Below are 15,191 nucleotides of genomic sequence, written 5' to 3'. Positions count from 1 at the left end.
GGTTGGCACTGCCAACCTCTTTGCGTTTATAACCTAATAAGGTATCTAGAATAGCTCTTCGCTTTCGTCACTTGAATAGATAGTGTCGGTTAATTCTTCTGATACATATTCCGTTGGCTGATGACCTTCACGGAAGTATTCAAACATCGAAGTTCCATCGACTTTATTGGTCAGTAGGCCTGAGTCACGGTCGATGCGAATACGTACGATACCTTGCGGGATTTTCTTATCTTGTTCAGCGTTGATAGATAACGCTGTATGCATAAAGTCGATCCACGCCGGTTCAGCAGTTTTCGCCCCTGATTCAGCACCAGTAATTTGTCCTTTACCTAGGTTCGAGTTTTGTGTCGTGCGGCCCAAAGTTCGGCTATGATCATCAAAACCAACCCAAGCAATCGCTACCACACCAGGGCCGTAACCGTTGTACCAAGTATCTTTCGAATCGTTGGTTGTACCGGTTTTACCACCGATATCGCGACGTTTGAGTTTTTGAGCGCGCCAACCTGTACCGTTCCAACCCGTGCCATCGCGCCAGCTACCGCCGCCCCATATGTTGCTGTACATCATTTCACGTACTAGGAATGCTGTTTGCTCTGAGATCACTTGTGGTGCATAAGGTGACTCAACGTTAGCGGTTTCTTCCGTCTCATTGCCCGTTGGAATATCTTGCTCGTTAAACTCATTTTTCGGTGTTTGAGCTTGAGCTACGGGTGCAATTTGTGCTGCAGGACAGTTTTGCTTACAAATGGTCTTTGGTGTTGCTTCAAATTCAAGATCACCGTAAGGGCCGGTTACCTTCTCAATGTAGTAAGGCTCAACATAGTAGCCACCGTTAGCAAATACTGAGTAGCCTTGCGCCATCTTGATTGGTGTTAAGCTGCCAGCACCAAGCGCAATGGTTTCTGAACGTGGCACGTCTTCAATCGCAAAACCAAAGCGAGTGAGGTAGTTACGAGTATCATCCAAGCCGACTTCACGCAGTACACGCACCGCCATTACGTTTTTCGATTGTGCAAGACCAATACGTAGACGAGTAGGACCCACATAAGTTGGTGGTGAGTTCTTCGGACGCCATGCAGTACCTTGGCTTTGATCCCACTGGTTGATTGGTGCATCGTTAATTAGTGTTGCTAATGATAAACCTTTATCGATTGCTGCTGAGTAGATAAATGGCTTAATACTTGAGCCCACTTGGCGTACCGACATAGTGGCACGGTTAAACTTGTTATGAACAAAGTTAAAGCCACCAACCAGTGACAGTACAGCACCATTCTCTGGGTTCATTGCGACAAAAGCAGTATTAGCATTTGGGACTTGGCTTAATTGCCAGTGATAAACCACATCACCTTCGTCTTGTTGGTTTGCAATTTGGCGCACCCAAATTTGCTCACCCACGGCCAAGACATCGCTCGCTTTCTTTGGTGCAGCGCCTTGGCGTTCATCGGTACGGAATTGACGCGCCCATTTAATGCCATCCCAATCCAGTGTTGCTTCACCCGCATTTTTAATGGTGACGGTTGCTGATTTTGCTGCCACTGCGGTAACCACTGCTGGCGTTAGTTCACCGTAGCTTGGTACTTTGCGCAATGTTTTCTCAATTTTCTCAGCTGACATTGGTGCTGCATTAGGCTTCCACAGTTCTGCTTCTGCACCGCGGTAACCATGACGCTCATCGTAAGCGAGCAGGTTGTTGATCGCAGCATCGTTAGCCGCATCTTGCAGCTTAGAATTTACGGTTGTATAGACGTTCATACCAGAGGTGTAAGCGTTTTCACCATAACGTTCAACCATCCAAGCACGTGCCAATTCAGCTACGTATGGCGCACTTAACTCAATTTCTGCACCGTGGTAGCGTGAAACGATCGTTTCACTTCGTGCTTGCTCGTATTCTTGTTGCGTGATGTATTTTTCATCTAGCATGCGCAGTAGCACTACATTACGACGGTTGGTCGCACGTTCAATCGAGTAGATTGGGTTCATAGTGGAAGGCGCTTTTGGCATACCCGCTAAGGTAGCAATTTCGCTCAGAGTTAACTGGTTAAGATCTTTACCAAAGTAAACGCGTGCGGCAGCACCAAAACCGTATGAACGATGACCTAAGAAGATCTTGTTAACATACAGCTCCATGATCTCTTGCTTGCTAAGAAGTTGTTCAATATGGATAGCAATGAAGATCTCTTTAATCTTACGCATGATCTTCTTCTCGTTTGAAAGGAAGAAGTTACGCGCAAGCTGCTGCGTAATGGTACTCGCGCCCTGTTTTGCAGAACCCGACAGTGCCACTACGATAGCCGCACGAGTAATACCAATAGGGTCGATACCATAGTGATCGTAGAAGCGGCTGTCTTCAGTCGCGATTAGGGCTTCAACTAGGTGTGGCGGGATTTCGTCATACTTCACTGGGATACGGCGCTTTTCGCCAAACTGAGATATCAGTTTGCCATCTTGGCTGTACACCTGCATCGGTGTTTGAAGTTTAACGTCCCGTAAAGTCGCTACGTCAGGTAGTTCTGGTTTGACGTAGAGATAGAAACCAAAAATGGTTCCTAGTCCAAGTATCATGCAAACCACAATAAAAATGAGCAATCGCTTTATGAACTTCACCGGATATTTCCTGATTGATTGAGGTAGTTAAGGCAAGAAGCCTTGTAACCTAAGCTAACAATTTAGCTTGCGTTAATTTTGTGCTTTTAGTCGGCAACAATGCTGTTTACGCAAAACTTGCAACCGATGCCTGGAGCACAGCGATATGATTAATTCATTAATCACTGGCGTTGATATTGGTCACCACAGCATTACAGCCGTTGTTATCAAACCAGTAAAAGGCACTTTTATACTCTCAGCATATCGAGAGTTGATTACAGAAGATGATATTTTCTCCGATAACCATCAGTTAAATCATCAAGAAATTGTAAATAAACTAAAAGAACTAAGGAAGGCTTTGCCTTTCTTTAGTCGATTAGTCGCAATATCGGTACCTGATGATTCAGTTATTTCCAAAGTTCTACAGATAGATAAATCTTTGTCTGTACAAGAGAAAGAGTATGCCATTATTGAGGGATTTTCTCATCAATCTCCCTTTGATATTGCTGAACTCTATCTTGATTATTGTTTTTTACCTTCAGTATCTTCCAATAAATCAGGGCAATTGGTACAGGTTTATGCAACTAAAAGAGCAATTGTTGATGCTCGCCGTCGCATTTTTTGCTTGGCCGGCTTTAAACCTTTGTTGTGCGAAACCTATAGCCATGGGTTAGTTCGTTTGTGGCAGCATGCGACCAAAAAATTGGCATGTGAAAATTGGATTTTGTTAGATCTAGGGCATTCTCGTTCACTCTTGGTGCGCGATTTTTCCGCTTCAGAGCCGTGGTGCAAAGAATTATCCGTGGGCGTTCGTGCACTGACTGAACATGCAGAAGGAGAAGTTAGCGATCGGCATTTAGACGACTTTACCGTTGAGTTGGTTGCGTTAATTGAGCGTCAGTGGCAGTTGATGCCGAGTAATGAGCGACATTTGATTCAAGGTATTTGGCTAACTGGTTGCGGGGCGAACGTACCGTTATTGGCGCAAGCATTACAAGCGAGGATTAGATTTAAGCTTGATCTTAAATGCCAATTATTGGATCCGTTAAGCCTTATTGATGATAACCACCATCAGAATAGAACGTATAGTTATTGTGCCGCATTAGGTAGCGCTTTACTTGGCTTAGATTGGCTAAGGAGGAGTGATGCTACATAGCATTAATTTATTGCCCTGGCGTGAGCAGGAACTGCAGAGTAGGCAACGGAATTTTATCGCAACCTCGACCACCATTATAGCAGCCGCCTGTCTGTTACTTTGGACGTTTGCTCACCAAATCGACTTACAACAGCAAATCCAGCAACAACGACTGGATTTTTTAAATACTTATTTGACGAAACTTAATCAGCGACAGGTTGAGTTTGAGCTGTTAACCGCACAGCAACAGAGGTTGCAAACGCAGTTACAGAAGTTGAGTGATTTACAATGGCAGCGTAATCAACCCATATTATTGATGCAACTACTGGCGAGCCAAATCCCCAAAGGTGTGTATCTTGACAATGTAATACTGAAAGATCAGCAGGTGACGATCAAAGGGTTTGCTCAATCAACCGAGCAACTTACTCAGTTATTAGAAAGGTTTGAAACAAGTGCACAAGCAACTCAGGTAGTAATGCACTCTATTCAGCACAATCAAGAATCTAGAGGAAAAAAGAACCAAGTCTATCACCTCTCTTTTACCTTACCTCTGCAAAGTAAGCTGCTTGAGGAGCGTATTGATGAGCATTGATAGCCAGCTTGATTTCGCCGGTTTAGTCCAGGCTCCGGTTATGGTTCGCGTGCTATTTTGTTTAGGGTTACTGATTGCGGTTCAGATGGTGGGCTATTGGTGGTACTTAGAAGGTAAATTGCTCACACTTGAGCAACTTCGCCAGCAAGAGAGAACCCTAAAAACGAGTATTATTAGCCAAACGAAAGAACTCTCACGTTTACCAGCGCTAACTCGTCAAGTTAATCAACTGGAGAGGCTCGAGCGTAAATCTCACCAGCAGTTACTTCAGACGCATCAATCCTCACAGATTTTGCAAGCTGTCGATCAATTTGCCAAACAGCACCAATTGTCGTTGACGCATATGGATTGGGGGGCGCGACATCAGCAAATTGACTTCGATATCTTACCCCTGAACATTGAACTGAGCGGGTACTATCACGATATCGCACGGTTTACTCAAAAATTGACCCACCTTCCTCAATTGATTCATGTTACCGAGATGGAGTTCGAACGCAGTAGAGATACCAGTCAAACCGTTAAAGTGACATTGCGAGCACAGCTTTATCAGACGGTTAGTGAATTAAGTGCAGCTAGGCATCAAAGAGGTGCGCGATGAATGTGACTATGTTGGTGGCAGTGATGCTATTTATCGGCCTAGTCGGGTGCCGTTCTGAACAGTCCAATTTATCTGAGTTTGTTGCGAGCAGCCAAACTCAGTCTGCTGATAAGTTAGAGTTTTCTTTGCCTGTATTGACTATTTCACCTTTGATTTACCAAGAGCAGGGCTCTCCTTTTTCGCTTCCTAAGAATGTGTTGGTGCCGCTTTCAGAGCAAAAGGATCACTGTAGGCCAAATACTCTGCCAGCACCTATTGCGATCAAAGTTGGTGAGCATTCGCTCAAGGGTGTTGTGTTACGCGAAAGTCAGCCTATCGCATTGGTGGAATTAGCGGATGGTCAATTAGTTGGGCGAGAAGTGGGGCAAGTGTTGGATAGCCGCGCTCATTTTGGAGTGATCACTGAGATTCGTTCTCAAGGTGTAATAGTGGCTCACTTTGATACAGATAATCGGACGTGTGTCGCGCCATCGACAGCTGCGGCACCATTCATTACGTCGGTTAACGGAGGCTCGAAAGATAAGCGGAGCGAGAAACAAGGAGTGGAGCAATGATGAGGTATTACCGTAAGCATCTTGTTCTTACGATAGTGTTAGTGATGGCGCAATTGATGACTGCTTCTATCAGTGTTGCGCAAGTGACGACTAATCGCTTTGTGAGTGTTGATTTCCAACTTGATGAACAACGCAACAGCAAAATTATGCTTGAATTGAGTGAGCCGCATATTGCCCTCGATATCGAAAAAGTGGCGCAAGGTTTATCAATAAAAGTATTTGATACTGGTATTCATCCTGAGCAAATCAAGCGATTTGATGTTGATGATTTTGCTAGTAATGTGCAGATGCTTGAACTTTTTCAGCGTGGTGATGATATCGAGTTGCGGGCGCAAATTGAAGGAGTGTTCAGTTATCGTTATCAGCTCAATGGTAATTTGCTTGAGGTGATCATAGAGGCTAAACAGCAAAATCGAGGTGAAGAACGAAGTTTATCAGCCAAAACGATGTCAATTAATTTTCAAGATGTTCCGGTACGTAATGTCTTGCAACTTATCGCCCAATATAATGATTTTAATCTGGTGATGGCTGATTCCGTCACAGGGAATATCAGTTTGCGTTTAGATGATGTGCCTTGGACACAAATACTCGATGTTATTTTGCAAGTGAAAGGGCTTGATAAGCGCACGGAAGGTAATGTGGTGGTGATTGCGCCTTTGGCTGAAATTGAACAAAGGGAAAAACTTCTTATTGAACAAGCTCGTATAGAGAGTGAGCGTGCGGGGTTTCAATCGCAGATTATCAAAGTCAATTTTGCCAACGCAAGCGATATTGCTGAGCTTGTTGGCGGTGATGGTGTCTCTGGCGTGCTTTCAGAGCGCGGTACTGTGCGTGTTGATGAGCGCACTAATACGCTTCTGATTCGTGATTTTTCGACTAATATTGAGACGGTAGTTGAGATAGTTGCTGCTCTAGATGTGCCAATTAAACAAGTGCAAATAGAGGCTCGGATTGTCACGATCAGCGAAGGAAGTCTCGATGAGTTAGGTGTTCGTTGGAGTGTCAACTCCAATGATGGTAGACTAGGCGCCTCTTTAGAGGGTAACTTTGACCAGCGCAATCAATTTCAACTCCTTGACGCGAATGGTAGCTTGCTTCCTGACGTTGATATTAGTGAGTTGCTCAATGTAAATTTAGCCGCTGCGGCAGCGAATTCTTCGACCATCGCTTTTCAAGTAGCTAAGCTAGGTAGCAGTACTTTACTCGATTTGGAACTGTCGGCATTGCAGCGTGAGTCGAAGGCGGAAGTGATTTCCAGCCCGCGTCTTATCACGACCAATAAGCAACCTGCTTATATTGAGCAGGGGACAGAAATTCCATATTTGGAAGCTGCATCGAGTGGAGCAACATCAGTATCCTTTAAAAAGGCGGTATTAAGCCTTAAAGTAACGCCGCAAATTACCCCTGATAATCGATTAATTTTAGATTTAAATGTCACTCAAGATAGACCGGGTGAGGTGTTGAAAACGGGTACCGGAGAAGCGGTATCAATCAACACCCAACGTATTGGCACGCAGGTGTTGGTAGAAAATGGCGAAACAATCGTGCTGGGCGGTATTTATCAGCGCAGTGTGACCGATACAGTGGATAAAGTCCCATTACTTGGTGATCTGCCACTGCTGGGTGCTTTGTTTCGACGTAGCTACCAACAATTGGGTAAAAGTGAGCTACTTATTTTCGTTACGCCAAAAGTAGTTGTGCATTAAATAGAAAATAAATTTGCATTAGGTCGACCTTATCTAGATAATTTCGGGTCTTATCACGAAATATCTGTGAGGAATAGGTGTCACAAGCATCTTCTAAGTCAGCTTAAGGCTGTCCCTTCTTGTGGCGATGTCATTGAATTAACGTTGTAAATTACTGCTAAAACATGGCTGAGAAACGCAATATTTTCCTTGTTGGCCCAATGGGAGCCGGCAAAAGTACGATTGGTAGACATCTAGCTCAACAGCTTCATATGGAGTTTGTTGACTCTGACACTGTCATCGAAGAACGCACAGGCGCAGATATCGCTTGGGTTTTCGATGTTGAAGGTGAAGAAGGCTTCCGCGCTCGTGAAGAAAAAGTGATTAATGACCTAACTGAAGAGCAAGGTATCGTTCTTGCTACAGGTGGTGGTTCAATCATGAGCAAAGAAAACCGTAACCGTCTATCTGCTCGCGGTATCGTTGTATACCTAGAGACAACCATTGAAAAACAACTTGCACGTACAAACCGCGACAAAAAACGTCCTCTGCTACAAACGGACAAGCCTCGTGATGTACTAGAGTCTCTGGCTGATGAGCGTAACCCGCTCTACGCTGAAATTGCGGATTACACTGTACGCACAGACGATCAAAGTGCAAAAGTGGTAGCCAACCAGATCGTAAAAATGCTAGAAGAGAGTTAAGAATCACTTAACTCGAATTGGAGCATACCCATGGAACGGATTACGGTCAGCTTAGGTGAACGTAGCTATCCAATATCAATTGGTGCCGGATTATTTGATGATCCGGCCCACCTTTCTCTTCTAACGGCAAAGCAAAAGGTAGTAGTGATTAGTAATGTCACTGTTGCGCCGTTATACGCCGATAGAATCCTCTCAATGCTGGCACAGCATGGCTGCCAAGCATCGCTACTTGAATTGCCTGATGGCGAGCAGTACAAAACCCTAGAAACCTTCAATACTGTGATGAGCTATATGCTTGAGCACAACCATAGCCGTGATGTGGTGATCATTGCTTTAGGTGGTGGTGTGATTGGCGATTTGGTGGGGTTCGCAGCCTCTTGCTATCAGCGTGGTGTTGATTTTATTCAGATCCCAACCACTTTATTATCACAAGTGGACTCATCGGTAGGCGGTAAAACGGCGGTGAACCATCCGCTGGGCAAAAACATGATTGGTGCTTTTTACCAGCCCAAGTCGGTGATCATCGATACTAATTGCCTATCTACGCTACCTGAGCGTGAGTTTGCTGCTGGCGTGGCAGAGGTGATCAAATACGGCATTATTTATGATGCTGAGTTCTTCGATTGGTTAGAGCAAAACTTGGATGCGTTGTATGCCCTTGATGAAAAAGCATTGACCTACGCAATTGCTCGTTGCTGTGAAATCAAAGCCGAAGTAGTCGCTCAAGATGAGAAAGAGTCAGGGATTCGCGCGTTACTTAATCTTGGACACACTTTTGGTCATGCGATTGAAGCTGAGATGGGGTATGGCAATTGGCTACATGGCGAAGCGGTGTCATCGGGTACAGTAATGGCCGCTAAAACTGCACAATTGCTGGGTGATATCACTCAACAGCAACTTGAGCGTATTATTACGCTATTAAAACGTGCAAAATTGCCAGTCCATACGCCAGAAAGCATGAGTTTTGAAGATTTCATGCGTCATATGATGCGTGATAAGAAAGTCCTCGCTGGAGAATTGCGCTTGGTATTACCAACGGATATTGGTTCTGCTCAAGTGATTAAAGGCGTTTCAGAACAAACCATTAAACAAGCGATAGATTTTGGTCGTAAGCTTTAATCACCAGCATTGTGTGGCTGAAAAAAGCAAAGTAATAAACAGCTTAGGTTGAGAAAATGAGTGTGACACATCAAGCCAGAGTGCTGGAATTAGATAGTCAAATAGAGTTGTTGGAACGTCTGCAACTGTTGACGCAGTTTACCTCTAATTTTGTCACCGTATCTGGTGCTAGTGGTGCCGGTAAAACTTGGCTTGCACAGCGTTTTTTAGAAACATGGGCGCAAGATAAAAACCAAGCGTTATTGATGTGTCACCCTAATCAAACCGATGAGCAACGTCGTACGACCATTCTTACTCAGTTATTGTCTGAGCCACTGTTTAACCCTGCAGATAGCTTGGTAGAGAGCTTTACACGCAATATGGAACATGAAGCGTGTGATATTGTCATTGTGGTGGATGATGCCCATTTGCTTAATGAGTCTCTGTTATCTGAACTCTGGTTGCTGTTGATGCAAGCACAGCATTACAACCGTTGGCGAATGAACATCGTGCTGTTTACCCGAGTGGCGAGTCTTGATGCTCTGTTTAGGCGTTTAAGCCATGGACAAGATATCAAGCCGATTGAACTGGAAATTGAATCACTTAGCTCGCAAGAAGCGGAACGATTTTTGGAACAATTGGTGATGCGCTATGTCGAAGATGACATGGAAAGAAGAGTGCGAAATGCTTATCGTACTGTTGCGCGTCGACCAGGAGAGATCATGGCTTTGCTGGATCAAAAGGTGGAGAAGAAAATTGTGATTCGTTCAATTATCGGTTCGCCAATCAATATCGCATTGGTTGTATTATTGTTATTCACTATGATTGGTGGGGGCTACTGGTGGATGATGGGGCAACCCACACCAGATGAAACCGCGCAGCAAATCACGGGTGAAATAGAGCAAACGGTGATTCCTACGCTCGAACAGCCACAAACTAACAGTGCCGCAGAAACTAGCATTAACAGTGAATCTGCTGAGCAGCAATCGGGGGCGCTTGACCCTTCATTTATTGGTGCTGAAGATGATTCCACGGCCTTACCACCTGAAGTGGTGGAAAAACCCGAAAGCGTTGGTGTGATTGATGATGACTCACAACGTGTAGTGATCACTTCAGAAGTCGTTGATGCACTGTTAGAAAATGAAGCGCAGCAGGCAGACATTACGGAAATTGAACAATTTGTTGATGATACTCGTCAACCAGTTGAAGCGGATTCAGCTTCACCAGCCAAACCTGTTATCGGCTTTTCTTTTGCCAAAGATGAACTCAATGACTTTTCTCCGCGCAGTTATACTTTGCAACTGGCGGCGGTGAATAGCTTGGCCGAAGTGCAAAACTTTCTTGATCGTTATGATTTAAATAATAAAGTTATGGTCTATCCAACCCTGAGAGATGGGGTTGAGTGGTTTATTATTACCTATCAGAATTATCCGACGATTCAGGTCGCGCGTGATGCAGTGGGGGGTCTACCAGAGCCAATTCAACGGCTGGGACCTTGGGCAAAATCGCTAAATCAAGTTCAGCGTGAAATCGCCCGAAGCAACTAACTAGATAAAGCTTGAGCGAAAGCAGTGACTTTCTGCTCGCTCAGCCTAAATCACTCTGCCAATTGCTTTGGGTATGGCGCTAAATATGTTACATTCCGCAGCCCTAATTTGTGGTTGATAGATAGAGTAGTCGATGAAAAAGCAGCGTGCCTTCCTGAAATGGGCTGGCGGAAAATACGGACTAGTTGAAGATATTCAGCGTCATCTGCCTGAAGCGCGCAAGTTGGTAGAACCGTTCGTAGGTGCTGGTTCTGTGTTTCTCAATACCGACTATGAACAATATCTACTGGCAGATATCAACCCAGATTTGATCAATCTTTATAATTTACTTAAAGAGAATCCAGAAGAGTACATTACTGAAGCGAAGCGCTGGTTTGTGGCAGAGAACAACCGCAAAGAAGTCTATCTTGATATTCGCGCTGAGTTTAATAAAACCGACAATGTGATGTATCGTTCGTTGGCGTTCCTTTACATGAACCGTTTTGGTTTTAATGGTCTATGCCGTTACAACAAAAAAGGCGGCTTCAATGTCCCGTTTGGCTCTTATAAAAAACCTTATTTCCCTGAGAAAGAGTTAGAGTTTTTTGCCGAGAAAGCGAAGAAAGCAACGTTTGTTTGTGAAGGTTACCCAGAGACGTTTAAACGTGCCCGTAAAGGCAGCGTAGTCTATTGTGATCCACCTTATGCGCCGCTTTCAAATACCGCTAACTTTACCTCATACGCAGGTAATGGCTTCTCGCTTGATGATCAAGCTGCACTGGCTGATATCGCAGAAACAGCGGCTAAACAGCGTGGTATTCCGGTATTAATCTCAAATCACGACACCACACTAACGCGTCGTTTGTACCATGGCGCAGAACTGAATGTGGTTAAGGTGAAACGAACCATTAGCCGCAATGGCGCTGGGCGCAATAAAGTCGATGAGTTGTTGGCACTGTTTAAGCCAAATAACGACTAGGGTACACATTTCTTAACCTACCACTATCATCTGCCTGACCGCTTAGGTAGAATTGCGCCAAATTTACGCAATGAAGCCAATTTACTTTTTGAGGTCAGGTATGAAAGATTTCCTTATCGCTCCTTCGATTCTGTCTGCGGATTTTGCTCGTCTAGGTGAAGACGTAGAGAAAGTTCTCGCAGCCGGTGCGGATGTTGTGCACTTTGACGTTATGGACAACCACTATGTGCCAAACCTGACTTTTGGTGCTCCAGTGTGTAAAGCATTACGTGATTACGGCATTACAGCACCGATTGATGTTCATCTAATGGTAAAACCGGTTGATCGTATCATCCCTGACTTTGCCAAAGCCGGTGCATCAATGATCACTTTCCACATTGAAGCATCTGAACATGTTGATCGCACGCTACAATTAATCAAGGAACACGGCTGTAAAGCAGGTGTCGTGTTAAACCCAGCTACACCGCTAATTCACCTTGAATACATTATGGACAAAGTAGACATGATCCTACTGATGTCAGTGAACCCAGGCTTCGGTGGTCAGTCATTTATCCCTAATACACTCGATAAATTGCGTGCAGTACGTAAGATGATTGACGAGTCTGGTCGCGACATTCGTCTTGAAATCGACGGCGGCGTAAAAGTGGATAACATTCGCGAAATCGCAGAAGCGGGCGCAGATATGTTTGTGGCAGGTTCGGCGATCTTTAGCCAACCAGACTACAAGCAAGTTATCGATGAAATGCGTGCCGAACTAGCGCAAGCTAAATAAGCCTCACAGAGTCAATCTAACTAGAGTAGTAGGATAAAGTTTTGAACCAATTAAAACTGATCGCCTTCGATCTTGACGGTACGCTATTAGACAGCGTGCCTGATCTTGCCGTGGCTGCTGATCAAGCGGTACGTGAATTAGGTTATGCGGGCGTGAGCGAAGAGCAGGTGCGTGATTATGTCGGTAATGGTGCTGATATTTTGATTGCTCGTGCACTGAGCCAAAGTATTGATATTAACCCTGAGCTGAGCCCGGAGCTACGAGCGAAGGGACGTGAATTGTTTGATGATTACTACGAAAAGAGTGGTCATAAACTGACGCACCTTTACCCACAAGTAAAAGAGACCTTGGCAGAGTTAAAGCAAGCGGGCTTTATTTTGGCATTGGTCACTAACAAGCCATCTAAGTTTGTGCCAGATGTGCTGGCGCAACACGACATCGCAGACTTCTTTAGCGATGTGCTCGGTGGTGATGCATTTCCTGAGCGTAAACCGAATCCCGTTGCACTGAATTGGTTGATGGAAAAGCATGGTTGTACTCCGAATGAAATGCTGATGGTCGGTGATTCAAAGAACGATATCTTAGCGGCAAAGAATGCTGGTTGTGCGTCGTTTGCTCTGACCTATGGCTATAACCATGGTGAACCTATTTCCGCCAGTGGTCCTGATTTCGTCGCGGATAATATTGCGCAATTACTCGAAGTGATCGCTGTTTCTGCGTAAGTAGACGAAAATCTCTTTCAAAATACTCATCTATGAGTACACTGATTAAACCGCGCTCCTCGGCTTTCTGATAGCTGTAGCTGTGCTGTCAGCGCGCACTTAGCTTGATCACATAGTTTACTATGCGTATAGCGGTGCGTTTGCTTGTCGCCTTGCTATCACATCCAGAAAATTGAGGAGTTTGTTTAGCGGTATGCCCCCAATTTATTAGATTAAGAAGTCAAAGGAATCCATCCATGAGCAAACCCATTGTATTGAGTGGTGTTCAACCATCAGGTGAACTAAGTATCGGTAACTACTTGGGTGCTCTACGTCAATGGCAGCAAATGCAAGACGATTACGATTGCCAATACTGCGTAGTTGACCTTCATGCGATTACGGTTCGTCAAGATCCTAAAGCGCTGCATGAAGCAACTCTAGACGCATTAGCTATCTGTCTTGCTGTTGGTGTTGACCCACAGAAGAGCACACTATTTGTTCAGTCACATGTACCAGAGCATGCTCAACTTGGTTGGCTTCTTAACTGCTACACCCAAATGGGTGAACTGAGCCGCATGACTCAGTTTAAAGATAAGTCTGCACGTTACGCGAATGACGTGAACGTGGGTCTATTTGGTTACCCAGTGCTAATGGCCGCGGATATTCTGCTGTACGGCGCGCACCAAGTACCAGTCGGCAGCGATCAGAAGCAGCACCTTGAGCTAGCACGTGATATCGCAACTCGCTTCAACAACATCTACTCGCCAGAGAATCCAATCTTCACCATTCCTGAGCCGTACATTCCAACCGTGAATGCGCGTGTTATGAGCCTGCAAGATGCAACGAAGAAGATGTCTAAATCAGACGATAACCGTAAGAACGTTATCACTCTGCTAGAAGAGCCTAAGTCGATCATCAAGAAGATCAACAAAGCACAGACAGATACCGAGACTCCACCACGTATCGCTAACGACTGGGAAAATAAGGCGGGTATCTCTAACCTAATGGGTCTGTACTCAGCAGCGACAGGTATGAGCTTTGCAGAAATTGAAGCGAAATACCAAGGCGTAGAGATGTACGGTCCATTTAAGAAAGACGTTGGCGAGGCACTAGTTGCGATGCTTGAGCCGATTCAAGCGGAATACCACCGCATTCGTGCTGACCGCGCGTACATGGATCAAGTGATGAAGCAAGGTGCAGAGAAAGCATCTGCTCGCGCAGCCATTACACTGCAAGAAGTGTACAAAGCTGTGGGTTTTGTTACTCGCCCATAAGCGATAGCATAACGAATCGAAGGTCAGCGAAATGCTGACCTTTTTTATTTGTACTCGAGAAAATTTTTGCTGACCTTTATGGTTCACTATTGCACAATACACGCCCTAACCAAGATTGATTATTGAGCTGTTTATCCGTCATGTTACTGATTATTGATAATTACGATTCGTTTACCTACAACCTATACCAATACTTTTGTGAGTTGGGGGTTGAGGTGCAAGTGGTACGCAATGATCAGATTGATATTTTGGGTATTGAAGCGCTGGAGCCAACCCACTTGGTGATCTCTCCTGGACCTTGTACACCCAATGAAGCTGGCATTTCGTTACAAGCGATTGAGCACTTTGCGGGTAAGTTGCCAATTTTAGGTGTTTGTCTTGGTCATCAAGCGATCGCACAGGTATTTGGCGGCGAAGTCGTACGAGCACGGCAAGTGATGCATGGCAAAACATCGCCAATTCGTCACACTGGTGAGAGCGTGTTTAAAGGGTTGAACAATCCTTTGACCGTAACGCGTTACCACTCATTGGTGGTAAAAAGCGATACTTTACCAGATTGCTTTGAACTGACAGCTTGGACGGAACTTGAAGATGGTTCAATGGATGAGATTATGGGTTACCAGCATAAAACGTTGCCAATCGATGCGGTGCAGTTCCACCCTGAGTCGATTAAAACAGAACAAGGTCATCAACTGCTGGCTAACTTCCTCACACGCTAACCCTTGCCCTTATTGAATTCATTGCGGTGTTAGTGGGCGTTGTTCGCCTAATGCGCTGCACTTGTCTCGGTGATTGGTGAGATCCGCTTTATAGCTTTCGACTATGCCAAAGTCGCGATTCTCACCCTCAAATGTCGATGAAGCTCACTGTTTTAACATTTGCTTTACAGGTTGTTGAGGTAGGGCGTTTTGCAAAACTATTCGTTCTCTAGCGCGCAACAAACCGGTTATCTCGACTCTTATTCCGGAACCATTCCATCTAATTTCTCAT

Annotated in this window: 14 protein-coding genes; 13 read left to right on the top strand and 1 reads right to left on the bottom strand. The window is 44.9% G+C overall.

Translation table 11 applies throughout. The features are described from left to right. Positions 1 to 45: 45 nt before the first annotated feature. Complete coding sequence (locus IRQ95_RS10095) at positions 46 to 2,604, bottom strand: PBP1A family penicillin-binding protein (protein WP_194436808.1); 2,559 nt, start codon at positions 2,602 to 2,604, stop codon at positions 46 to 48. A 145-nt stretch (positions 2,605 to 2,749) separates the two neighbouring features. Between IRQ95_RS10095 and pilM the strand changes: the two genes are divergently transcribed. From pilM to IRQ95_RS10030, 13 genes are all read left to right on the top strand, one after another. Continuing rightward, positions 2,750 to 3,739: a type IV pilus assembly protein PilM gene (gene pilM / locus IRQ95_RS10090; RefSeq protein WP_194436807.1), complete on the top strand. Its 990-nt coding sequence runs from the start codon at positions 2,750 to 2,752 to the stop codon at positions 3,737 to 3,739. Beyond that, the gene (locus tag IRQ95_RS10085) at positions 3,729 to 4,310 is read left to right on the top strand and encodes a PilN domain-containing protein (protein ID WP_194436806.1); all 582 of its coding nucleotides are present in this window, start codon (positions 3,729 to 3,731) and stop codon (positions 4,308 to 4,310) included. The genes pilM and IRQ95_RS10085 overlap by 11 nt, the downstream gene beginning before the upstream one ends. Next, positions 4,300 to 4,908, top strand: a complete 609-nt coding sequence (locus tag IRQ95_RS10080) for a type IV pilus inner membrane component PilO (protein ID WP_194436805.1) — start codon at positions 4,300 to 4,302, stop codon at positions 4,906 to 4,908. Before IRQ95_RS10085 ends, IRQ95_RS10080 begins: the two co-directional genes overlap by 11 nt. Next, complete coding sequence (locus IRQ95_RS10075) at positions 4,905 to 5,462, top strand: hypothetical protein (protein ID WP_194436804.1); 558 nt, start codon at positions 4,905 to 4,907, stop codon at positions 5,460 to 5,462. Before IRQ95_RS10080 ends, IRQ95_RS10075 begins: the two co-directional genes overlap by 4 nt. After that, positions 5,459 to 7,168 carry a type IV pilus secretin PilQ gene (locus IRQ95_RS10070; RefSeq protein ID WP_431358052.1) on the top strand — a complete coding sequence of 570 codons (1,710 nt, stop codon included), beginning with the start codon at positions 5,459 to 5,461 and terminating at the stop codon, positions 7,166 to 7,168. The genes IRQ95_RS10075 and IRQ95_RS10070 overlap by 4 nt, the downstream gene beginning before the upstream one ends. 164 nt (positions 7,169 to 7,332) lie before the next feature. Then, positions 7,333 to 7,851 carry a shikimate kinase AroK gene (gene aroK, locus IRQ95_RS10065; RefSeq protein WP_194436803.1) on the top strand — a complete coding sequence of 173 codons (519 nt, stop codon included), beginning with the start codon at positions 7,333 to 7,335 and terminating at the stop codon, positions 7,849 to 7,851. A gap of 30 nt (positions 7,852 to 7,881) precedes the next feature. Then, entirely contained in the window at positions 7,882 to 8,970 is a 1,089-nt protein-coding gene (aroB, locus tag IRQ95_RS10060; RefSeq protein WP_194436802.1) for a 3-dehydroquinate synthase, read from the top strand. A 56-nt stretch (positions 8,971 to 9,026) separates the two neighbouring features. After that, positions 9,027 to 10,496, top strand: coding sequence for an SPOR domain-containing protein (locus IRQ95_RS10055; protein ID WP_194436801.1), 1,470 nt, complete (start codon positions 9,027 to 9,029; stop codon positions 10,494 to 10,496). A 133-nt stretch (positions 10,497 to 10,629) separates the two neighbouring features. After that, the gene (locus IRQ95_RS10050) at positions 10,630 to 11,454 is read left to right on the top strand and encodes a Dam family site-specific DNA-(adenine-N6)-methyltransferase (RefSeq protein ID WP_194436800.1); all 825 of its coding nucleotides are present in this window, start codon (positions 10,630 to 10,632) and stop codon (positions 11,452 to 11,454) included. Positions 11,455 to 11,554: 100 nt separating this feature from the next. Then, a complete protein-coding gene (gene rpe / locus IRQ95_RS10045; protein ID WP_194436799.1) occupies positions 11,555 to 12,226 on the top strand; it encodes a ribulose-phosphate 3-epimerase in 672 nt (223 codons plus the stop codon). Positions 12,227 to 12,267: 41 nt separating this feature from the next. After that, a complete protein-coding gene (locus IRQ95_RS10040; protein ID WP_194436798.1) occupies positions 12,268 to 12,948 on the top strand; it encodes a phosphoglycolate phosphatase in 681 nt (226 codons plus the stop codon). 236 nt (positions 12,949 to 13,184) lie between these two features. After that, on the top strand, positions 13,185 to 14,201 hold the full coding sequence (gene trpS / locus IRQ95_RS10035; protein ID WP_123780078.1) for a tryptophan--tRNA ligase: 1,017 nt from the start codon (positions 13,185 to 13,187) through the stop codon (positions 14,199 to 14,201). Positions 14,202 to 14,341: 140 nt separating this feature from the next. After that, the gene (locus IRQ95_RS10030) at positions 14,342 to 14,920 is read left to right on the top strand and encodes an aminodeoxychorismate/anthranilate synthase component II (RefSeq protein ID WP_194436797.1); all 579 of its coding nucleotides are present in this window, start codon (positions 14,342 to 14,344) and stop codon (positions 14,918 to 14,920) included. Positions 14,921 to 15,191 lie beyond the last annotated feature (271 nt).

The sequence above is a fragment of the Vibrio fluminensis genome (genome assembly GCF_015278125.1).
Taxonomy (GTDB): domain Bacteria; phylum Pseudomonadota; class Gammaproteobacteria; order Enterobacterales; family Vibrionaceae; genus Vibrio; species Vibrio fluminensis.
Note: the sequence above shows the minus strand (reverse complement) of the source record. Positions and strands in the feature narration are given on the sequence as shown.

Coding starts and splice junctions, on each gene's coding strand:
- IRQ95_RS10050 (WP_194436800.1), top strand. CDS start 10,630: ATGAAAAAGCAGCGTGCCTTCCTGAAATGGGCTGGCGGAAAATACGGA.
- IRQ95_RS10055 (WP_194436801.1), top strand. CDS start 9,027: ATGAGTGTGACACATCAAGCCAGAGTGCTGGAATTAGATAGTCAAATA.
- pilM (WP_194436807.1), top strand. CDS start 2,750: ATGATTAATTCATTAATCACTGGCGTTGATATTGGTCACCACAGCATT.
- aroB (WP_194436802.1), top strand. CDS start 7,882: ATGGAACGGATTACGGTCAGCTTAGGTGAACGTAGCTATCCAATATCA.
- IRQ95_RS10080 (WP_194436805.1), top strand. CDS start 4,300: ATGAGCATTGATAGCCAGCTTGATTTCGCCGGTTTAGTCCAGGCTCCG.
- rpe (WP_194436799.1), top strand. CDS start 11,555: ATGAAAGATTTCCTTATCGCTCCTTCGATTCTGTCTGCGGATTTTGCT.
- trpS (WP_123780078.1), top strand. CDS start 13,185: ATGAGCAAACCCATTGTATTGAGTGGTGTTCAACCATCAGGTGAACTA.
- IRQ95_RS10085 (WP_194436806.1), top strand. CDS start 3,729: ATGCTACATAGCATTAATTTATTGCCCTGGCGTGAGCAGGAACTGCAG.
- aroK (WP_194436803.1), top strand. CDS start 7,333: ATGGCTGAGAAACGCAATATTTTCCTTGTTGGCCCAATGGGAGCCGGC.
- IRQ95_RS10075 (WP_194436804.1), top strand. CDS start 4,905: ATGAATGTGACTATGTTGGTGGCAGTGATGCTATTTATCGGCCTAGTC.
- IRQ95_RS10070 (WP_431358052.1), top strand. CDS start 5,459: ATGATGAGGTATTACCGTAAGCATCTTGTTCTTACGATAGTGTTAGTG.
- IRQ95_RS10030 (WP_194436797.1), top strand. CDS start 14,342: ATGTTACTGATTATTGATAATTACGATTCGTTTACCTACAACCTATAC.